Annotated in this window: 22 protein-coding genes and 1 other RNA gene; 19 read left to right on the forward strand and 4 right to left on the reverse strand. The window is 66.4% G+C overall.

The genetic code is table 11. The annotated features are described in order from the left end of the window. Positions 1–121: 121 nt before the first annotated feature. The 14 genes from fdhD to GQY20_RS09010 all read left to right on the forward strand — a co-directional run bounded on the left by fdhD (position 122) and on the right by GQY20_RS09010 (position 13731). Complete coding sequence (fdhD, locus tag GQY20_RS08945; protein WP_157216693.1) at positions 122–907, forward strand: formate dehydrogenase accessory sulfurtransferase FdhD; 786 nt, start codon at positions 122–124, stop codon at positions 905–907. A gap of 140 nt (positions 908–1047) precedes the next feature. Next, positions 1048–1572, forward strand: coding sequence for a ribosome maturation protein RimP (rimP, locus tag GQY20_RS08950; protein ID WP_157216694.1), 525 nt, complete (start codon positions 1048–1050; stop codon positions 1570–1572). Positions 1573–1582: 10 nt separating this feature from the next. Further along, positions 1583–3175 carry a transcription termination factor NusA gene (nusA, locus tag GQY20_RS08955; RefSeq protein WP_157216695.1) on the forward strand — a complete coding sequence of 531 codons (1593 nt, stop codon included), beginning with the start codon at positions 1583–1585 and terminating at the stop codon, positions 3173–3175. After that, positions 3175–3405, forward strand: coding sequence for a tautomerase family protein (locus GQY20_RS08960; RefSeq protein WP_157216696.1), 231 nt, complete (start codon positions 3175–3177; stop codon positions 3403–3405). The genes nusA and GQY20_RS08960 overlap by 1 nt, the downstream gene beginning before the upstream one ends. A gap of 103 nt (positions 3406–3508) precedes the next feature. After that, positions 3509–4219 (forward strand): DUF448 domain-containing protein, encoded by a 711-nt coding sequence (locus tag GQY20_RS08965; protein WP_232475968.1) that lies wholly within the window; start codon positions 3509–3511, stop codon positions 4217–4219. Further along, positions 4220–6874 carry a translation initiation factor IF-2 gene (infB, locus tag GQY20_RS08970; RefSeq protein WP_157216698.1) on the forward strand — a complete coding sequence of 885 codons (2655 nt, stop codon included), beginning with the start codon at positions 4220–4222 and terminating at the stop codon, positions 6872–6874. A 45-nt stretch (positions 6875–6919) separates the two neighbouring features. Beyond that, complete coding sequence (rbfA, locus tag GQY20_RS08975) at positions 6920–7318, forward strand: 30S ribosome-binding factor RbfA (protein WP_157216699.1); 399 nt, start codon at positions 6920–6922, stop codon at positions 7316–7318. A 4-nt stretch (positions 7319–7322) separates the two neighbouring features. Beyond that, complete coding sequence (locus GQY20_RS08980) at positions 7323–7856, forward strand: GNAT family N-acetyltransferase (protein WP_157216700.1); 534 nt, start codon at positions 7323–7325, stop codon at positions 7854–7856. A 68-nt stretch (positions 7857–7924) separates the two neighbouring features. Then, positions 7925–8449, forward strand: coding sequence for a DUF2239 family protein (locus tag GQY20_RS08985; protein WP_157216701.1), 525 nt, complete (start codon positions 7925–7927; stop codon positions 8447–8449). Positions 8450–8496: 47 nt separating this feature from the next. Continuing rightward, positions 8497–8877 carry a DUF6491 family protein gene (locus tag GQY20_RS08990; protein ID WP_157216702.1) on the forward strand — a complete coding sequence of 127 codons (381 nt, stop codon included), beginning with the start codon at positions 8497–8499 and terminating at the stop codon, positions 8875–8877. Positions 8878–8930: 53 nt separating this feature from the next. Then, positions 8931–9824 carry a tRNA pseudouridine(55) synthase TruB gene (gene truB / locus GQY20_RS08995; RefSeq protein WP_157216703.1) on the forward strand — a complete coding sequence of 298 codons (894 nt, stop codon included), beginning with the start codon at positions 8931–8933 and terminating at the stop codon, positions 9822–9824. A 17-nt stretch (positions 9825–9841) separates the two neighbouring features. After that, positions 9842–10111, forward strand: a complete 270-nt coding sequence (gene rpsO / locus GQY20_RS09000) for a 30S ribosomal protein S15 (protein WP_157216704.1) — start codon at positions 9842–9844, stop codon at positions 10109–10111. 156 nt (positions 10112–10267) lie between these two features. After that, a complete protein-coding gene (gene pnp, locus GQY20_RS09005) occupies positions 10268–12598 on the forward strand; it encodes a polyribonucleotide nucleotidyltransferase (protein ID WP_157216705.1) in 2331 nt (776 codons plus the stop codon). Positions 12599–12759: 161 nt separating this feature from the next. After that, entirely contained in the window at positions 12760–13731 is a 972-nt protein-coding gene (locus GQY20_RS09010) for a sensor histidine kinase (protein WP_232475969.1), read from the forward strand. Between the two features lie 60 nt (positions 13732–13791). Here GQY20_RS09010 and GQY20_RS09015 read toward each other — a convergent pair whose 3' ends face one another. Next, on the reverse strand, positions 13792–14043 hold the full coding sequence (locus GQY20_RS09015) for a hypothetical protein (RefSeq protein WP_157216707.1): 252 nt from the start codon (positions 14041–14043) through the stop codon (positions 13792–13794). A gap of 344 nt (positions 14044–14387) precedes the next feature. Further along, positions 14388–14727, reverse strand: a transfer-messenger RNA (tmRNA) gene (gene ssrA / locus GQY20_RS09020). Between the two features lie 109 nt (positions 14728–14836). On the opposite strand from ssrA, the gene GQY20_RS09025 reads away from it, so the two are divergent. Then, positions 14837–15487, forward strand: a complete 651-nt coding sequence (locus GQY20_RS09025; RefSeq protein ID WP_157216708.1) for a glutathione S-transferase family protein — start codon at positions 14837–14839, stop codon at positions 15485–15487. A 46-nt stretch (positions 15488–15533) separates the two neighbouring features. Here GQY20_RS09025 and mscL read toward each other — a convergent pair whose 3' ends face one another. After that, entirely contained in the window at positions 15534–15968 is a 435-nt protein-coding gene (mscL, locus tag GQY20_RS09030) for a large conductance mechanosensitive channel protein MscL (protein ID WP_157216709.1), read from the reverse strand. 120 nt (positions 15969–16088) lie between these two features. On the opposite strand from mscL, the gene GQY20_RS09035 reads away from it, so the two are divergent. From GQY20_RS09035 to GQY20_RS09050, 4 genes are read left to right on the forward strand one after another with little or no spacing between them, the layout of a single operon-like run. After that, positions 16089–16673, forward strand: coding sequence for a LemA family protein (locus GQY20_RS09035; RefSeq protein ID WP_157216710.1), 585 nt, complete (start codon positions 16089–16091; stop codon positions 16671–16673). Positions 16674–16683: 10 nt separating this feature from the next. Next, positions 16684–17502 carry a TPM domain-containing protein gene (locus GQY20_RS09040; RefSeq protein WP_157216711.1) on the forward strand — a complete coding sequence of 273 codons (819 nt, stop codon included), beginning with the start codon at positions 16684–16686 and terminating at the stop codon, positions 17500–17502. Continuing rightward, on the forward strand, positions 17496–18176 hold the full coding sequence (locus GQY20_RS09045) for a TPM domain-containing protein (RefSeq protein ID WP_157216712.1): 681 nt from the start codon (positions 17496–17498) through the stop codon (positions 18174–18176). The genes GQY20_RS09040 and GQY20_RS09045 overlap by 7 nt, the downstream gene beginning before the upstream one ends. A gap of 17 nt (positions 18177–18193) precedes the next feature. Further along, positions 18194–18700: an NUDIX hydrolase gene (locus GQY20_RS09050; RefSeq protein WP_157216835.1), complete on the forward strand. Its 507-nt coding sequence runs from the start codon at positions 18194–18196 to the stop codon at positions 18698–18700. A 39-nt stretch (positions 18701–18739) separates the two neighbouring features. Here GQY20_RS09050 and GQY20_RS09055 read toward each other — a convergent pair whose 3' ends face one another. Next, positions 18740–19021 (reverse strand): ETC complex I subunit, encoded by a 282-nt coding sequence (locus GQY20_RS09055; RefSeq protein WP_157216713.1) that lies wholly within the window; start codon positions 19019–19021, stop codon positions 18740–18742. Positions 19022–19063: the final 42 nt, after the last annotated feature.

A 19063-nucleotide genomic window follows, 5' to 3' on the forward strand; every position in this document is an offset into this window, starting at 1 on the left:
GGAGGGGAAACTCCCTCCTCGCGGCAGGACCGCCGCTTTCCGATCGAGCGTCGATTTCCCCTCCACCACCCTGCGGGTGGTCCCCCTCCCCATCTGCGATGGGGAGGATAAGGAGAAGAGCATGACCGAACATTCCGACCACGCCGTCACCGTCCTGCGCCCAGACGGCACACGCGACGCCGCAACCCGCGCGGTGCCGGTCGAGGCGCCGGTGTCGATCGAGTTCAACGGCATCGGCTATGCGGTGATGATGGCGACGCCGAGCGACCTCGAGGATTTCGTCACCGGCTTCGCGCTCGCCGAGCGACTGGTCGATTCGCACGCGCAGATCGAGGCGATCGACGTCCACGCCCATCCCGCCGGCTGGATCGTGCGCGTCACCCTCCCAGCCGATCGCATGGAGGCGGTGATCGAGCGGGTGCGCACGCGCGTCTCCGAAAGCAGCTGCGGCCTGTGCGGGCTCGACAATCTGGAGCAGGTGGCGCGGCCGCTGCCGCATCTGCCCACGCGGCCGGCGATCGAGCAACGCGCGATCTTCGCCGCGCTCGGCGCGCTTTCGCAGCACCAGCCGCTCAACGCCGCGACCGGCGCCGTCCACGCCGCCGCCTATTGCGAGGCCGACGGCAGGGTCGCGCTGGTGCGGGAGGATGTCGGCCGGCACAATGCGCTCGACAAGCTGATCGGCGCGCTGGCGCGGGCCGGCCGTAATCCGGCGGACGGCTTCCTGCTCACCACGTCGCGCTGCAGCTACGAGATCGTCGAGAAGGCCGTGCTGGCCGGCGCTTCGACGCTGGTGACCATATCCGCACCGACATCACTGGCGGTCGAACGGGCAGTTGCTGCGGGATTGGCCTTGGTGGTGCTGGCGCGGCCCGATGCGGCGCTGATGATGGAGGCACACTCCTGACAACCTCGTCATCCCGGCCCCTTGCTGCGCGGTGCGACTTCGCCTATATCGCCATCGTTCTCTCGACATTGGTAACTTTGCCGAGGCCGGCTCCGAAAGGGACCGGCGCCGAAGAGGCATATCGTTTTGACAGGAGTGGTATGGCGGACATCGCCGCATTGACGAAGCTGATCGAGCCGGAAGCGCAAGCGCTCGGCCTGTCGCTCGTGCGCGTCGCGATGTTCGGCGGCAAGTCCGATCCCACGCTCCAGGTGATGGCCGAGCGGCCGGACACGCGCCAGCTCGACCTCAGCGATTGCGAGGCGCTGAGTCGCCGTATCTCGGAGCGGCTGGACGAAGCCGATCCGATCGAGGAAGCCTATCGGCTGGAAGTGAGCTCGCCCGGGATCGACCGGCCGCTCACCCGGCCGCAGGACTTCGCCGACTGGGCCGGCTTCGACGCCCGGGTGAAGCTCGCCCGGACGATCGAGGGACGCAAGCAATTCGACGGAAAGCTCATAGGACGCGATGGCGCCGATGTGCGATTCCATGTAAGCAAGCTCGGTGAGATCGCCGTGCCGCTGGAGGCTATCGCCAGCGCAAAGCTGATCCTGACCGACGCTCTCATCAAGGCCACCGCGCCCCTCTCCACCGAGGGCGCGGACAGGATTTCAACGGAAGGATAGGGTTTTCGCCATGGCCACCGCCATTTCCGCCAACAAGGCCGAGCTGCTCGCCATCGCCGACGCGGTCGCGCGCGAGAAGCTGATCGATCGCGCGATCGTGATCGAATCGATGGAGGATGCGATCCAGCGCGCGGCCCGTGCCCGCTACGGCGCCGAGAACGACATCCGCGCCAAGATCGACCCGAAATCGGGCGACATGCGGCTGTGGCGCGTCGTCGAGGTGGTCGAGCAGGTCGACGACTATTTCAAGCAGGTCTCGGTCAAGGACGCGCAGAAGCTGCAGAAGGGCGCGGTCGTCGGCGACTATATCGTCGATCCGCTGCCGCCGATCGAGTTCGGCCGCATCGCCGCGCAGGCCGCCAAGCAGGTGATCTTCCAGAAGGTCCGCGATGCGGAGCGCGAGCGCCAATATGACGAGTTCAAGGACCGCGCGGGCGAGATCATCACCGGCGTCGTCAAGCGCGTCGAGTTCGGCCATGTCGTCGTCGACCTGGGCCGCGCCGAGGGCGTGATCCGCCGCGACGCGCAGATCCCGCGCGAGGTGGTGCGCGTCGGCGACCGCATCCGCAGCCTGATCCTGCGCGTGGTGCGCGAGAATCGCGGGCCCCAGATCTTCCTGAGCCGCGCGCATCCCGACTTCATGAAGAAGCTGTTCGCGCAGGAAGTGCCCGAGATCTACGACGGCGTGATCGAGATCAAGGCCGCCGCGCGCGATCCAGGCAGCCGCGCCAAGATCGGCGTGATCAGCCATGACAGCTCGATCGATCCGGTCGGCGCCTGCGTCGGCATGAAGGGCAGCCGCGTGCAGGCCGTCGTGCAGGAGATGCAGGGCGAGAAGATCGACATCATCCCCTGGTCGCCCGACACCGCGACCTTCGTCGTCAACGCGCTGCAGCCCGCGCATGTCAGCCGGGTCGTGATCGACGAGGAGGAATCGCGCATCGAGGTGGTCGTGCCCGACGACCAGCTCAGCCTCGCCATCGGCCGGCGCGGCCAGAATGTGCGGCTCGCGAGCCAGCTGACCGGTTCGGCCATCGACATCCTCACCGAGGCGGACGCGAGCGAGAAGCGCCAGCGCGAATTCGTCGAACGCTCCGAGATGTTCCAGAACGAACTGGACGTGGACGAGACGCTGGCCCAGTTGCTGGTCGCCGAAGGCTTCGGCGCGCTCGAGGAAGTGGCCTATGTCGAGACCGACGAGCTCGCCTCGATCGAGGGCTTCGACGAGGAGTTGGCCAGCGAGCTGCAGAGCCGCGCGCAGGAAGCGCTGGAGCGCCGCGAGGCCGCGTCGCGCGAGGAGCGCCGCGCGCTGGGCGTCGAGGATGCGCTGGCCGAGCTGCCCTATCTCACCGAGGCGATGCTGGTCACGCTCGGCAAGGCGGGCATCAAGACGCTCGACGATCTCGCCGACCTCGCCACCGACGAGCTGATCCAGAAGAAGCGGGTCGAACCGCGCCGCCGCAACAGCGGCGGCGAGGGCGAGAAGGGCGGCGTGCTCGCCGAATATGGCCTTTCCGAGGAGCAGGGCAACGAGATCATCATGGCCGCGCGGGCGCACTGGTTCGCGGACGAGCCTGAAGTGACCGGGGAGGGCGCCGCCTGATGCCCTTCGTCGACATCCGCATCGCCGGCTCCGCGACCCGCGAGCAGAAGGCCGCGATCGTCGCGGATGTCACGCGCGCGCTCGGCGAGCATCTCGGCAAGCCGGCGAGCGCCGTGCAGGTCAACATTACCGAGCTTTCCACGGAGAATTACGGATCCGGCGGTCTCCTGATCGCCGACCCTGCCGCTCCGCCCAAGCAGGAGGTCGCTTCGGCGGATGGCACACGATGAACACCGCAACGGCCTAGACGCCACCCCCGCCGGCTCCGCGCCCCGGAGCCCGCGTCATCGTGCCGGCGGCGCGAAACGCGGCCTTGCGCCCGATGGAAACGTCGTGCCCGCCGGATCCCGGGCGGAGGATCCACACGAACCCGAGCGCAAATGCGTGCTGTCCGGCGAGAAGGCGCCGCGCCAGGATCTCATCCGGCTGGCGCTCGGCCCGGACGGAACCGTCGCCCCCGACGTGCGCGCCAAGGCGCCGGGCCGCGGTGCCTGGATCGGCGTCGATCGCGTCGCGCTGGAAGCAGCGATCGCCAAGGGCAAGCTGAAGGGCGCCCTGGCCCGCGCGTTCAAAACCGCGAAGATCGTGATTCCCGATGATCTGCCGCAGCAGATCGAAGCCGCGCTGCAGCGCGCCGCGCTCGACCGACTCGGCCTCGAGGCACGGGCCGGCACTTTGCTGACCGGTGCGGAGCGGATCGGCGACGCTGCCCGCAAGGGAACAGTCGAAATGCTGATCCACGCGAAGGATGCGGCGGTCGACGGTTCGCGCAAGCTGGATCAGGCGCTGCGCGTGGGTCTCGGAATCGAAGGCAGCGGCGAAGAGGGAGTAGTAATCCCGGTCAGCCGCGCCATATTGTCAATGGCGGTAGGCCGCGAAAATGTGGTACATATCGCGTTGATAGCTCCCGCCGCTGCCGCGCGTGTGTCGCACGCGCTGGGGCGGTGGCGTAGCTTTATTGGCCTGGGTGATGAGCGTGAGCCTTGCGAAACAACCTCGCAAGGCCCATCGGCGCATGAAGAAGTGAAGGGTTCGGATTTCTAGATGAGCGATAACGATAAGCCGAAACTGGGTATGCGCGCGCCGCTGGGCCTCAAGCGCACGGTGGAGACGGGCAAGGTGAAGCAGAGCTTCAGCCATGGCCGGTCCAACACCGTCGTCGTCGAGGTGAAGCGCCGTCGCTTCCTGGGCAAACCCGGCGAAGCGGAGCCGCAGGCCGAATCGGCACCCGAGCCCGTCGCCCCGCCGCCGGTCCAGCAGAAGCCGGCGCAGGCCGCGCCGGCGGCCCCTGCGCCGCGCCCGGTGACGCCGCAGACGCCGCCGCCGATCCGTCCGGCAAGCTCCAACGACCTGCTTTCCCGTCAGGAACTGCAGGCGAAGCTGCTCCGCGAGGCCGAGGAAGCGCGCATGAACGCGCTCGAGGAGACGCGTCGACGCGAGGAGCGCGCCCGCCAGGAAGCGACCGAAGAAGAAAAGCGCCGCGCGGAAGACAATCGCCGTGCGGAGGAAGAGGCCCGCAAGGCCGAGGAGGACGCTCGCGTCGCCGCGGAAGAGGAGGCGCGCAAGGCTTCCGAGGCTCCTGCGACGTCCGAAACGGCATCCGCTGCCACGTCCCAGACGGCACCGGCCGCGCCTGCGGCCTCTGCCGCTCCCGCCACCGCGCAGGCTGGCGAGCGCCGTCCTGCCGGCGCCGCCCCGGCCAGCACCACATCTGCCGCGCCGCCGCCCCGCCGTTTCACCCCGGTCACGCCGCCGCCCCGGCCCTCGCCGCCCAAACCGACTCGCGACCGCAAGGGCGACGACCGGCGGCAGTCCGGCAAGCTCACGGTCACCAAGGCGCTCGACGATGGTGATGGCGGCGCGCGTGCGCGCAGCCTTGCTGCGCTCAAACGCGCCCGCGAGAAGGACAAGCGCGCACACATGGGCTCCGCCATGCAGGCGAAGCAGGTGCGCGACGTCAACGTGCCCGAGACGATCACGGTCGGCGAGCTCGCCAACCGCATGGCCGAGCGCGGCGCGGACCTGGTGAAGGCGCTGTTCAAGATGGGCATGCCCGTCACGATCAACGCCTCGATCGACCAGGACACGGCCGAGCTGCTCGTCACCGAATTCGGCCACAATATGCGCCGCGTGTCGGACAGCGACGTGGATCTCGTCACCGAGCATGACGTGGATGCCGACGAGACGCTGAAGCCGCGTCCGCCGGTGGTCACGATCATGGGCCATGTCGATCACGGCAAGACCAGCCTGCTCGACGCGCTGCGCGGCACCGACGTCGCGGCGGGCGAGGCCGGCGGCATCACCCAGCATATCGGCGCCTATCAGGTGACGGTGAAGTCCGGCCAGAAGATCACCTTCCTGGACACGCCGGGCCATGAGGCGTTCAGCGAGATGCGCGCCCGCGGCGCCAACATCACCGATATCGTGGTGATCGTGGTGGCCGCCGACGACGGCATCCGCCCGCAGACGATCGAGGCGATCAACCACACCAAGGCGGCCGGCGTGCCGATGATCGTGGCGATCAACAAGGTCGACAAGCCGGGCGGCAATCCGCAGCGCGTGCGCGAGGCCCTGCTGCAATATGACGTCCAGGTGGAAAGCATGGGCGGCGACGTGCAGGAGGTCGAGGTCTCGGCGCTCAAGAGAACCGGCCTCGACGAGCTGATCGACAAGATCGAGCTGCAGGCCGAGCTGATGGAGCTCAAGGCCAACCCCGATCGCGCCGCCGAAGGCACCGTCGTGGAAGCGCAGCTCGACAAGGGCCGCGGCGCGGTCGCGACGATCCTGGTCGGCCGCGGCACGCTGCGCGTCGGCGACATCTTCGTCGTCGGTGCGGAAAGCGGCAAGGTTCGCGCGCTGATCAACGACAAGGGTCAGCAGGTGAAGGAGGCTCTGCCTTCGACACCCGTCGAGGTGCTCGGCCTGTCCGGCGTGCCGGGCGCGGGCGATCCGCTGTCGGTGGTCGAAAGCGAGGCGCGCGCCCGTGAGGTCGCGGCCTATCGTGCCGGCGTCATCCACCAGAAGCGGACGACCGCGGCTCCGGCCTCGCTGGAATCGATGTTCTCCGCGCTGCGCGAGAAGCAGGCCCAGCAATATCCGGTGGTGGTGAAGGCCGACACGCAAGGTTCGGTGGAAGCCATCGTCGGCTCGCTCAACAAGATTTCGACCGACGATATCCAGGTGCGCATCCTGCACGCGGGCGTCGGCGGCATCACCGAGAGCGACGTCACGCTGGCAGCCGCTTCGAAGGCGCCGATCATCGGCTTCAACGTGCGCGCCAATGCCAAGGCCCGCGAGATCGCGACGCGCGATCAGGTCGCGCTCAAATATTATGACGTGATCTACGATCTGCTCGACGAGATCCGCGCCGCCATGGCCGGCCAGCTCGGTCCGGAATATTTCGAGACCGTGGTCGGCCGCGCCGAAGTCCGCGAGGTCTTCTCGGCGGGCAAGCATGGCAAGGCCGCCGGCCTGCTCGTCACCGAGGGCTATATCCGCAAGGCGCTGCGGGCTCGCCTGACGCGCGACGACGTGATCATCTACAATGGTGCGATCGCGTCGCTGCGCCGCTTCAAGGACGACGTGCCGGAAGTGCGCGCCGGCCTGGAGTGCGGCGTCACCCTCGAGGGCTCGACCGACATCAAGCCGGGCGACTTCCTCGAGACGTTCGAGGTCGAGGAACGCGCTCGCACGCTGTGATCCCTTTCCCTCTCCCCACGGGGAGAGGGAAGCAGGACAATGATCATGCCCCGTACCGAATCTCCCGAAACCCAGTCCATCCGCACGCTGCGCGTCGGCGAGCAGGTGCGCCATGCGCTTTCCGACATCCTCTCCCGCGGCGAGGTGCATGACGATGTGCTCGCCCGCCACATGGTGTCGATCACCGAAGTGCGCATGTCGCCGGACCTGCGCCATGCCACCGTCTTCGTGAAGCCGCTGCTCGGCGACGAGGAGGAAGCCGTGGTGAAGGCGCTGCGCACCAACACCGCCTATCTGCAGCGCGAGGTCGCGCGGCGGGTGAACCTCAAATATGCCGCGAAGCTCAAATTCCTGGCCGACGAGAGTTTCGACGAGGGCAGCCGCATCGATATGCTGCTGCGCGATCCCAAGGTAGCGCGCGACCTCGATCCGTCCGGGGATTGAGCGCATGGCGCTGCACGAAGGGCTCGCCGACGGCGAACTCGACCTCGTTCCGCTGACCGAGGCCCATCGCGAAGGGCTGCGCGCCGCCTGCCGCGAAGACGATGCGATCTGGGAGATCTACCCGACCTCCTATGCCCCTGACCGATTCGACGCGACCTTCGATGCGCTGCTTGCCAACGCGGCACGCCTGCCCTTCGCCATCCGGCTCGGCGGTCAGGTGATCGGCATGACCGCCTATCTCGGCGTCGATGCCCCGCGCGGCGTGCTGGAGATCGGCAACAGCTATATCGTTCCACGTGCCCGCGGCACCGGCCTCAACCGGCGGATCAAGCGACTGATGATCGATCATGCCTTCGCCGAAGGCTTTCGCCGCATCGAATTCAAGGTGGACCAGCGCAACGCCCGATCCCAGGCCGCCGTCGCCAAGCTCGGCGCAGTGCGCGAAGGAGTGCTCAGGCAGGAACGGATCACCTGGACCGGCCATGTGCGCGACACGGTGATCTTCGGCCTGCTCCGCGACGAATGGCAACCGGGATAATTTCACCCGGGTCTTATTGACTCAGATAATATCCGGGTATAAATGGCCACATTCCACGGAGTGACGCCATGACGACCTATACCGCCTTCGCCAACGACATGTGGCTTGCCACCGGTTCGGAAGAGGAGGTGCTCGCCGCGCTCAGCACATTGCCGCCCCTGCCGCGCGCCAGCGATCTTCTCGTCTTCGACGACGGCGACGGCTGCCAGGTCGATCTGCCGCGCGCCGCGCCCCAACCGCCCGCGGAGCAGCCGCGCACCCGCGGCCGCCCGAGCCTCGGCGTTACCGCGCGCGAGGTGACGCTGCTGCCCCGCCATTGGGATTGGCTCGCGGCGCAGCCGGGCGGCGCCTCCGCGGCACTGCGCCGGCTGGTCGAGGCGGCGCGCAAGGCCGATGACGGCACCGCCGCCGGCCGCGACGCTGCCTATCGTTTCCTCACCGTCATGGCCGGCGACCGGCCCGGCTATGAGGAGGCGATCCGCGCTCTCTATGCGGACGACCGGGCCCGATTCGAGGCCGAGAGCGCGGCGTGGCCCGCGGCGGTCCGCGCCCATGCGATCGGGCTCGGCTGGGGCCAGATTGCCGCCGGCTGACCGCGTCGCTCAGCCTGGGTTCAGGGCCGACGATATAAGGTCTCCTCATGACCCAGAAGACTCTCATCGCATCGATCATCGGCGCCGCCGCATTGGCTTGCGGTGTCATCGGTGTCTCGATCCCACCGGCGCGCGCTGCGGCGCCCGCCGACATCAGCATCCCCTTCGTCAACCATGGCGGCATCCGCGACTGGCGGGCCGACGGCGACCATGGGCTTTACGTGCAGGACGTCCACAACCGCTGGTATTATGCCTCGCTGATGTCGCCCTGCACGGATCTGCCCTATGCCGAAGGCATCGGCTTCGAGACCCGCGGCATCGATACGTTCGACAAATTTTCGAGCGTGGTCGTGCGCGGCCAGCGCTGCCCGGTGACCGATCTGGTCGCCAGCGCGGGCCCGCCCCAGAAGCCGCACAAGGGCAAATAAACGCGCGCCGACGGGTGGCATCATAGGCGCGACGCCGCTAAAGGCGCGCGCCGATGCACGGCTGGATCATAATCGACAAACCCCACGGCCTCGGTTCGACCCAGGCCGTCTCCGCGGTGAAGCGCGCGCTGCGCACAGCGGGGGAAGCGCGCTATAAGGTCGGTCATGGCGGCACGCTCGATCCGCTCGCCACCGGCGTGTTGCCGGTCGCGATCGGCGAGGCGACCAAGCTGGCCGGTCACATGCTCGACAGCGACAAGATTTATGATTTCACCATCCGCTTCGGCACCGAAACGGATACGCTCGACCTGGAAGGCAAAGCGATCGCCACGTCGGAGGTGCTGCCGAGGCAAGCGGACGTGCTGGCGGTGCTACCCCGCTTCACCGGCCCGATCGAGCAGGTCCCGCCGGCCTATTCGGCGATCAAGGTCGACGGCGAACGCGCCTATGACCGCGCAAGGGCAGGCGAGACGTTCGAGATCAAGACGCGGAGCGTGGTGATCCATGCGCTCTCCATTTCATCCGGGGAGGATGAAGGGCGTCTCTCGGAAATCACCCTCACCGCCCATGTCTCGAAGGGTACCTATATCCGCAGCCTGGCGCGGGACATCGCGCGGGCTCTCGGTACGGTGGGCCATGTGACCATGCTCCGCCGCACCAAGGCTGGCCCTTTCACCGTCGCATCCGCGATTTCGCTGGACAAATTGGGCGAAGCCGCTAAGGGCCGCGCTCTTGAAGACATACTCTTGCCGCTGACGGCGGGGCTGGACGACATCCCGGCTCTCACCGTCTCCCCCGATCAGGCAAGGGCGCTCCGCGAGGGGCGGAAGCTGATCGGGATCGCCAAGCATCAGGGCCTGCATCTAGCGACCGAGGGCACCGTCCCCGTCGCATTGGTGGAGGTCTCCGGACCGGAAGTCCGGGTGGTGCGCGGCTTCAACCTGTAGATGAAAGGAATGACGCGATGTCGATTACGCTGGAGCGCAAGGAAGCGCTGATCAAGGAACATGCCCGCGCCGAAGGCGACACGGGTTCGCCCGAGGTCCAGGTCGCGCTGCTTACCGAGCGCATCAACAACCTGACCGAGCATTTCAAGAGCCATGCGAAGGACAATCATTCGCGCCGCGGCCTCCTGATGCTGGTCAACAAGCGTCGCAGCCTTCTCGACTATCTCAAGCGGAAGGATGGGACGCGTTACAGCGATCTCATCGCGAAGCTCGGGCTTCGCAAGTAATGGGACGGCCCCCGCGCGGGGCCGTTTCCTTTTTCCGGCCAGGCGCAATCCGGCGCGTGGCGGGACGACGGGCGGATGGTCCCGTCACCGGCGGCTCCACGGGGAGCCGCCTCACACAGGCCCCGGACGCATAGGGCGTCCGGTAAAGGAAATGATATGTTCGACATGAAGAAAGTGGAAATCCAGTGGGGCGGCAAGACGCTCACGCTGGAAACGGGCCGCGTTGCCCGGCAGGCCGACGGCGCGGTGCTCGCGACGCTCGGCGAGACGGTGGTGCTCTGCGCGGTGACCGCCGCGCGCTCGGTGAAGGAAGGCCAGGACTTCTTCCCGCTGACCGTGCACTATCAGGAGAAATATTCGGCCGCCGGCCGCATCCCGGGCGGCTTCTTCAAGCGCGAGCGCGGCGCGACCGAGAAGGAGACGCTGGTCTCCCGCCTCATCGACCGCCCGATCCGCCCGCTCTTCCCGGAGGGCTTCTACAACGAGATCAACGTCATCGCCCAGGTGCTGAGCTATGACGGCGAGAATGAGCCGGACATCCTCGCGATGGTCGCCGCCTCCGCCGCGCTCACCATCTCCGGCGTGCCTTTCATGGGCCCGATCGGCGCCGCCCGCGTCGGCTACAAGGACGGCGAGTATCAGCTCAACCCGACCGACGCCGAAGTGGATGCTGGCGAGCTCGATCTCGTCGTCGCCGCCACCCAGGACGCGGTGATGATGGTCGAATCCGAAGCCAAGGAGCTGTCGGAAGAGGTCATGCTCGGCGCCGTCATGTTTGCCCACAAGGCGAGCCAGGAGGTGATCGGCGCGATCATCAAGCTCGCCGAAAAGGCTGCCAAGGATCCGTGGGAGCTGAAGCAGGGCGAGGACACCAGCGCGGTGAAGGCCGAGCTGAAGAAGCTCGTCGGCAAGGATATCGCCGCCGCCTACAAGCTCACCAACAAGTCGGACCGCGCCAACGCGCTCAACGAAGCGCGGGCCAAGGCCAAGGCCGCGATGGCCGAGAAGAGCCCGCAGGAGCAGATGGTCGCCATCAAGCTCGTCAAGAAGCTCGAGGCCGAGATCGTCCGCACCGCGATCCTCAAGGAAGGCCGCCGTATCGACGGCCGCGACACGAAGACCGTACGCCCGATCGTGGCGGAGGCGCACTTCCTGCCGCGTGCCCATGGCTCGGCGCTGTTCACCCGCGGCGAGACCCAGACGATCGCGACCTGCACGCTCGGCACCAAGGACGCCGAGCAGATGATCGACGGATTGACCGGCCTCCACTATGAGCATTTCATGCTGCACTACAACTTCCCGCCCTATTCGGTCGGTGAAGTGGGCCGCTTCGGCGCGCCGGGCCGCCGCGAGGTGGGTCATGGCAAGCTGGCGTGGCGTGCGCTGCATGGCGTGCTGCCGACCAAGGAAGAGTTCCCCTACACGATCCGCCTGACCAGCGACATCACCGAGTCCAACGGCTCCTCGTCGATGGCCACGGTGTGCGGCGGCAGCCTTGCCCTCATGGACGCCGGCGTGCCGATCAAGCGGCCGGTGTCGGGCATCGCGATGGGCCTGATCCTCGAAGGCAAGGATTTCGCCGTGATCTCCGACATCCTCGGCGACGAGGACCATCTCGGCGACATGGACTTCAAGGTGGCCGGCACCAGCGAGGGCATCACCAGCCTTCAGATGGACATCAAGATCGCCGGCATCACCGAGGAGATCATGCGCGTGGCGCTGACCCAGGCGCATGAGGGCCGTGCCCATATCCTCGGCGAGATGGCGAAGGCGCTGGATCACACCCGTACCGAGCTGTCGGCGCACGCGCCGCGCATCGAGACGATGAGCGTGCCCAAGGAGAAGATCCGCGACGTGATCGGCACCGGCGGCAAGGTGATCCGCGAGATCGTCGCCACCACCGGCGCCAAGGTCGATATCGACGACGACGGCACGGTGAAGATCAGCTCGTCCGACCTCGACAAGATCGAGGCCGCGAAGAACTGGATCATCGGCATCGTCGCCGAGGCCGAGGTGGGCAAGATCTACACCGGCAAGGTGGTCAACATCGTCGATTTCGGCGCCTTCGTGAACTTCATGGGCGGCAAGGACGGCCTCGTCCACGTCTCCGAGATGAAGAATGAGCGCGTCGCCAGCCCGAAGGACGTCGTGTCCGAAGGGCAGGAAGTGAAGGTCAAGGTCCTCGAGATCGACAATCGCGGCAAAGTCCGCCTGTCGATGCGCGTCGTCGACCAGGAGACCGGCGAGGAGCTGCCCGACACCCGTCCACCGCGCGAACCGCGCGAGGGCGGTGATCGTGGCCCGCGCGGCGATCGTGGTGACCGTGGCGATCGCGGCCCCCGCCGCGATGGCGATCGAGGTCCGCGCCGGGATCGCGGCGACCGCGGCCCCCGCCGTGAACGGGGCGAAGGCAATCGGGACGCGGGCAAGGATGAAGGCCCCGAGCCCGATTTCGCGCCGGCTTTCCTGACGCGCGACGACGACTGATCGGTCGGATCAATCGCTTTACCGGAAAAGGGGCCCAATCGGCCCCTTTTTCTTTTATCGTTTCTCGTTCGATCAATGCCGCGCCTCGCATTGTCGATCAGCTTTGTTACGCTTGAGACATGGACCTGCGCAGTCAGCGATTCTTCGAGAAGCTCCCGCTCATGCAGAACCGGCCTTGGGTCGGCTATGTCGCTGCGGTACTATTTTCCGTCATCGCCTTCGCGCTGAGACTCGTCGTCGATCATTCGCTGCCGCAGGGTTATCCCTATGTCGGCTTCTTCCCCGCGGTGATCTTCACGACTTTCCTGTTCGGTCGCCACGCCGGCATCCTGGCGGGGCTGCTATGCGGACTGCTCGCCTGGTACGTGTTCATTCCCCCCTTCTACAGCTTTTCGCTCTCTCCCGGCACTTTGCTGTCGCTCTGCTTCTACGCCTTCGTGGTCGCGATCGACATCGCCCTCATCCATTGGATGCAGCGATCGAATCGCTGGCTGGTCGACGAACGCGAACGCAGCCGTCAGCTGATCGACCAGCGCGAGCTGCTGTTCCGCGAGCTGCAGCATCGCGTGTCCAACAATCTCCAGGTCGTGGCGGCATTGCTCGCGCTGCAGAAGCGCGACGTCACCGATGACCGCGCCCGTGGCGCGCTGGACGAGGCCGCGCGGCGACTGACACTGATCGGCAAGCTGCATCGCCAGCTTCATGATCCCAATGGCGGACGGCTCGGCATGGCAGCCTTCCTGAGCCAGCTCGGCGCGGATCTGATCGATGTCGGTGGAAAGCCGGGCATACGCTGCCATGTCGCGGTGGAGGAGGATATCACCCTCGATCCCGATGCGGCGATTCCGGTGGCGCTCATCGTTGCAGAGGCGGTTGCCAACGCGCTGGAGCATGGCCTTTCGGACCGCGCGAATGGACGGATCGACATTCGCCTCGCGCGACGGCCGGCTCAGGGCGACGTGGAGCTCTGCGTGGAGGATGACGGGCGCGGCCTGCCCGAGGGATTCGATCTTGCGAGCTCGAACAGCCTGGGCCTGCGCATCGCCTCCACCTTCGCCCGGCAGCTGGGCGGCAGCTTCGAGATCGGCCGTGCCGAACAACGCACGGTAGCCCGCATCCTGCTGCCCGCATGACAAGGCCGCGCGCTTCCAAAAGCGCGCGGCCTTCAACTCGACCCGAAGGGATTCAGGCGATTACATGGAGTTGGCGGGCGCCGGCACCGAGCCGTTGTCGATCGCGTCGCCGGCATTCTCACCCTGCGAACGGATCGCGTCCGCCGTGTTCGACAGCGCATCGGACGCATTGTCGTTGGTCGTGTTGCTCGCAGCCGCATCATAGGAATCAGCGACGTTGCTATACTGATCAGCGACATTCTCGCCGGGCGTCTGATCGCTCTTGCCGCAAGCCGCGAGCGCAATGAAGCCGGCGACTGCCGCAACTTTCATCAATGTTTTCATCACCTAACCCCTGATTGCGATAAAGCGCCTCGGCCCCGGAACAGGGCAGAGCCGGAGCGTGTAACCCCCCGAATCCGCTGAGGTTCCAGAATTTGCGATGAACCGAACTCAGCTTTTGTGCGCAGCATGGCGCATCCGGCGGCGCGGCGAGACCGAAGCCGGATAACGGCATGCTCCGCCAATCGATGGCAAAGCGATTTCACAGCGGCCGGGATCACCGCTGGCTCGACTAGCGCGATATCGAACGGGGGCAGAGCAGCCGATCCCATGAGATCGCATAGCGAACCGCTCTAAGTGGGGAGCTTCTGTTGCTCGGTGCTCCCCGTACCGCCGGAATCCGCTTCTGTTGCCCGGTGCGGCCCGAACCGCGCTTAAGCCTAGTAACGTCGTCCGTTAGGACTCAGTTACGCGGCAATCGCGAGCGCCTCGTTATCGTTGGCACTTGTGGTTTTGAGCCTTTAACGGGTTACTCAGCCCGGGCAAAAATACCGATCCCGTCCACACGTCGATCCTAGTTCGGCCCCGTCAGGAGCCCCCTGAAAGGGGGTTTCTGGTGGAGCCGCCGGGTACCGCCCCCGGGTCCGCTGCGTCGAAACGCGGCATCATTTATCGCCATAGCCGGACGAATCCGGCACCGGCCAATATAGGGGCTGTCGCGCGAATGGAAAGGGCCGCTGCGCCGCCGCTTGCGGCCCCAACCGTCAACTTGGCACCATCGCGTCGCTGACAATAGGTCCTGCCCTTCCCTATCGTTCGGCAAGCCATGTGAGGGGTCCCGGCCATGATCACCATCCACCACCTGCACAATTCGCGCTCGCACCGCATCCTCTGGCTCATGGAGGAACTGGGCCTGCCTTATGCAGTGAAACATTATGAGCGGCATGAGCGGCTGTTCGCGCCACCGGACTATCAGCGGCTGCACGGACTGGGCAAATCGCCGACCATCACCGACGGCGACCGGGTAATCGCAGAATCCGGCGCAATCATCGAATATGTGATCGAGGTGCATGGCAGCGGGAGGCTCCGCCCGCCGGTCGGCAGCGACGATTGGGTCCGCTATCTGCAATGGATGCACATGATCGAAGGATCGGTGACGCTGCCTTTCATCCTCGGCATCTATGTCGGCATGCTGGGCGAAGCGGGGAAGCCGCTGCATCCCCGCGTGCACGGCGAGATCGACAAGCATTTCGGCTTCATGGAAAGCGAGATGGCGGGACGCGACTTCGTCGTGGGAGACGACCTCACCGGCGCGGACATACAGGCGACCTTCATCGTCGAATCCGCTTCGCTGCAGGGGTTGCTCGGCGATCGGCCGGCGCTGCTGCGCTATCTTTCGCTGATGCAGCAGCGGCCCGCCTATCGACGCGCGCTGGAGAAGGGCGGTTCGCACGATCTCGACAGCCTTCGCCCCGGCCTGGCGAAGGCGGAGTGAGCCTCAATCGTCCCTCATCCCGACGAGGCCGGGATGAGGGACATAATTATCCCCGCTTCTTGAGCTCGTCGCGAATCTCGCGCAGCAGCACGACATCGGCGGGCTCGGGCGCCGGCTGGGCAGGCTTCGGCTCTTCCTTGGGTATCGCGCGATTCACCGCGCGGACGAGCAGGAAGATGATGAAGGCGATGATCAGGAAATTCACGGCTTGGGTGATGAACTCGCCATAGCCGAACAGCGGCACGCCCGCCTTCTTGAGCGCCGCATAGTCGGTCGATCCTGCGAGATTGGCGGGAATGGGCCCCATCGCGACGAAATAGCTGGAAAAATCGAGACCGCCGAAGATCTTGCCGATGATCGGCATGATGATGTCGTCGGTCAGGGAACTCACGATCTTGCCGAAAGCAGCGCCGATGATCACCGCGACGGCGAGATCGAGGACGTTGCCTCGATTGATGAAAGCCTTGAATTCCTTGAACATAAGCGTTTCTCCGCTGCCGTCACTCCCCGCAAATCCATGCTTAACCATTTCGGGGGGCGATTGCGATAGGCTGTGCCCTCGCCTATCTCTGCGCGACCAACAGCCACTCGGAGTGACTTCATGTCTGCCCGCCGCGCGTTCCTCCTCGCCCCCCTCGCCGCGCTGTCGCTCAGCGCCTGCGGCCTCAACAGCGTTCCGACCGCGGAGGAAACCGCCAAGGCGAAGTGGGCAAACGTGCAGGCCGACTATCAGCGCCGGGCCGACCTGATCCCGAATTTGGTGGCAACCGTGAAGGGGTATGCCGCGCAGGAGAAATCGGTGCTGACCGGTGTGACCGAGGCGCGTGCAAAGGCGACCTCGATCAACGTGTCCGCCGACGATCTCAAGGATCCGTCCAAGCTGCAGCAATTCGGAGCCGCGCAGGGCGAGCTCAGCCAGGCGCTCGGCCGGCTGCTTGTCGTCCAGGAAAATTATCCGGAGCTGAAATCCAACGCCAATTTCCTGGCGCTGCAGTCCCAGCTCGAGGGAACGGAGAACCGGATCAACATTTCGATCAAGGACTATAACGAGGCGGTGCAGGCCTATAACACGCGCATCCGCACCTTCCCCGATGCGATCGGCGCCAAGGTCTTCTACGGCGCAAAACCGATGGCGACCTTCCAGGCCTCGACGGCCGCACAGACCGCGCCGACGGTGAGCTTCTGAGGCCAGGGCCATGCCGCTCGGCAGCCTGCATGCACGCACCGGCCTCTTCTGGCCGCTGCTGCTCCTCCTCTGCTTTTGTGCCGTGCTGCCGGCGCAGGCGCAGACTTTCCCCCCGCTGACCGGACATGTCGTCGACCAGGCCAATATCCTGACGCCCGAGCAGCGCGCGGCGCTGGATGCCAGGCTGCAGGCGCAGGAGAAGCAGAGCGGACACCAGCTCGTCGTCGCGACCATCGCTGATCTCCAGGGCTATCCGATCGAGGATTATGGCTATCGGCTCGGCCGCAGCTGGGCGATCGGCCAGAAGGGACTCAACGACGGCCTGATCCTGATCGTCGCGCCCAAGGACCGGCGCGTGCGGATCGAGGTGGGTTATGGGCTGGAACCGGTCGTCACCGACGCCCTCTCCAGCGTGATCATCAACAGCCAGATCGTGCCCGCGTTCAAAGCCGGCGACATGGCCGGCGGCATCAACGCCGCGGTCGACGCGCTGAGCGGCCTTATCAAGCTGCCGCCCGACCAGGCGCAAGCGCGCGCCAAGGCGATGGTCGACAAGGCACAGCAGGAGCGCGGCGGCGATATCCCCTTTTCGTTGATCTTCTGGGGCATCGTGCTGGCAGTGATCGTCCTGTCGATGCTGCGCCGCAGGGCGGGAGGCCAACGCTATGGCGGCGGCCCGATCATCCTCTGGGGCCCGGGCTCCGGCGGCGGCTGGGGAGGTGGCAGCGGCTGGAGTGGCGGCGGCGGCGGTTGGGGCGGTGGCGACGGCGGTGGCTTCTCCGGCGGTGGCGGCTCTTTCGGCGGCGGGGGCGCATCGGGCGGATGGTGAGCGTGCGGTTCACGGAAGGCGAGATCCAGCGCGTGACGGAAGCCGTCACGCGCGCGGAAGCCGATACCGACGGCGAGATCGTCACCATCATCACCGCCTCATCGGACGCCTATCGCGACGTCGCGCTGCTCTGGGCGACGCTGGTGATGTTCCTGGCGCTGGCGGTGATCGCAGGCTGGCCGGATTTCTATCTTGGCCTGGTCGACCGGCTCTGGCCAGGCTGGCATCCGGTGTGGACGCCGCGCGAGCTGCTGGCGATGCTGTTCGCCGTGCTGGCGCTGAAATTCCTCGTCGCCCGGCTGATCCTCGGCTGGATGCCGCTGCGCATCGCGCTGACGCCCGGCGCGGTGAAGGCGCATCGCGTGCGCCAGCGCGCCGTCGCCTGCTTCAAGGTGGGCACCGAACGGCGCACGGTGGGCCGGACGGGCGTGCTCCTCTATCTCTCGCTTGCCGAGCACCGGGCCGAGATCATCGCCGACGCGGCGCTGCACGGCAAGGTCACGCCGGAAAGCTGGGGCGAGGCGATGGCCGCGCTGATCGAGGGCATCCGTGCCGGTCGCCCGGGTGAGGGTATGGCAGCCGCAGTCGAACGCGTAGGCCGTGTATTGGCCGAACATCTGCCGAGATCGGCAGACGACACCAACGAACTTCCAGACAGGCTGATAGTGCTGTGAGCGAAACGATCGAGACGATGTGGGAAGGTCGCTTCATCGCGGCCTATCGGGAAGGCAAATGGGAATATGTCGGGCGCGCGCGCGGCATAAAGGCGGCGGTGCTGCTGGCGATCGACGATGCGCCGGACGGACGGCACGTCCTCCTCGTCGAGCAGTTTCGGGTGCCGTTGAAGACGCACACGCTGGAACTGCCGGCGGGCCTCGTCGGCGACGAGACCGACAATGAGGATACCGAGCTCGCCGCGGCACGCGAGCTGGAGGAGGAAACCGGCTATCGCGCCGGCCGGATCGAGGTGATCGGCGCCTTCGCCTCGTCACCGGGCATGGTATCCGAGACCTTCACGCTGATGAAGGCCACCCAATTGGAGAAAGTGAGCGAGGGCGGCGGCGTCGATGGCGAGAATATCGTCGTCCACCGCGTGCCCGTCTCCGGCATTGCCGATTTCATAGCCGCCAAGCGCACCGAAGGCGTGGTGATGGACGTGAAATTGCTGACGCTGCTCGGTCCGCTGCTGCTGGCGTGACCTTCCAAATCCTCTCCTGCGGGGGAGGATAGGCCCGCCTTATTTGAAGTTGTCCGCGTAAGCCTGGAGCTTCAGCGTGCGCTGCGGCGCAGGGATCACCGTCGCCTCCAGGCCTTCGCGCGTGGCATAGGCCCTGGCGGCATCCAGCGTCGGAAAGCTCAGCCGGACCTGGCCCAGCGTGTCGCCCGAGCCGGCCCAGCCGGTCAGCGGATCGGGCTGCTTCGGCTCGGCGGGCTCATATTCGAGCAGCCACTGGCCGGTGCGGGCACGGCCCGACTGCATGCTGTTCTTGACCCGCTGGTAGATGCGCGCCGCCGTCATGAAACCCTCGCTGTTAGCAGGTGCGGAATTGCGCGCCGGCTC

Source organism: Flavisphingomonas formosensis (genome assembly GCF_009755815.1).
Lineage (GTDB): Bacteria > Pseudomonadota > Alphaproteobacteria > Sphingomonadales > Sphingomonadaceae > Flavisphingomonas > Flavisphingomonas formosensis.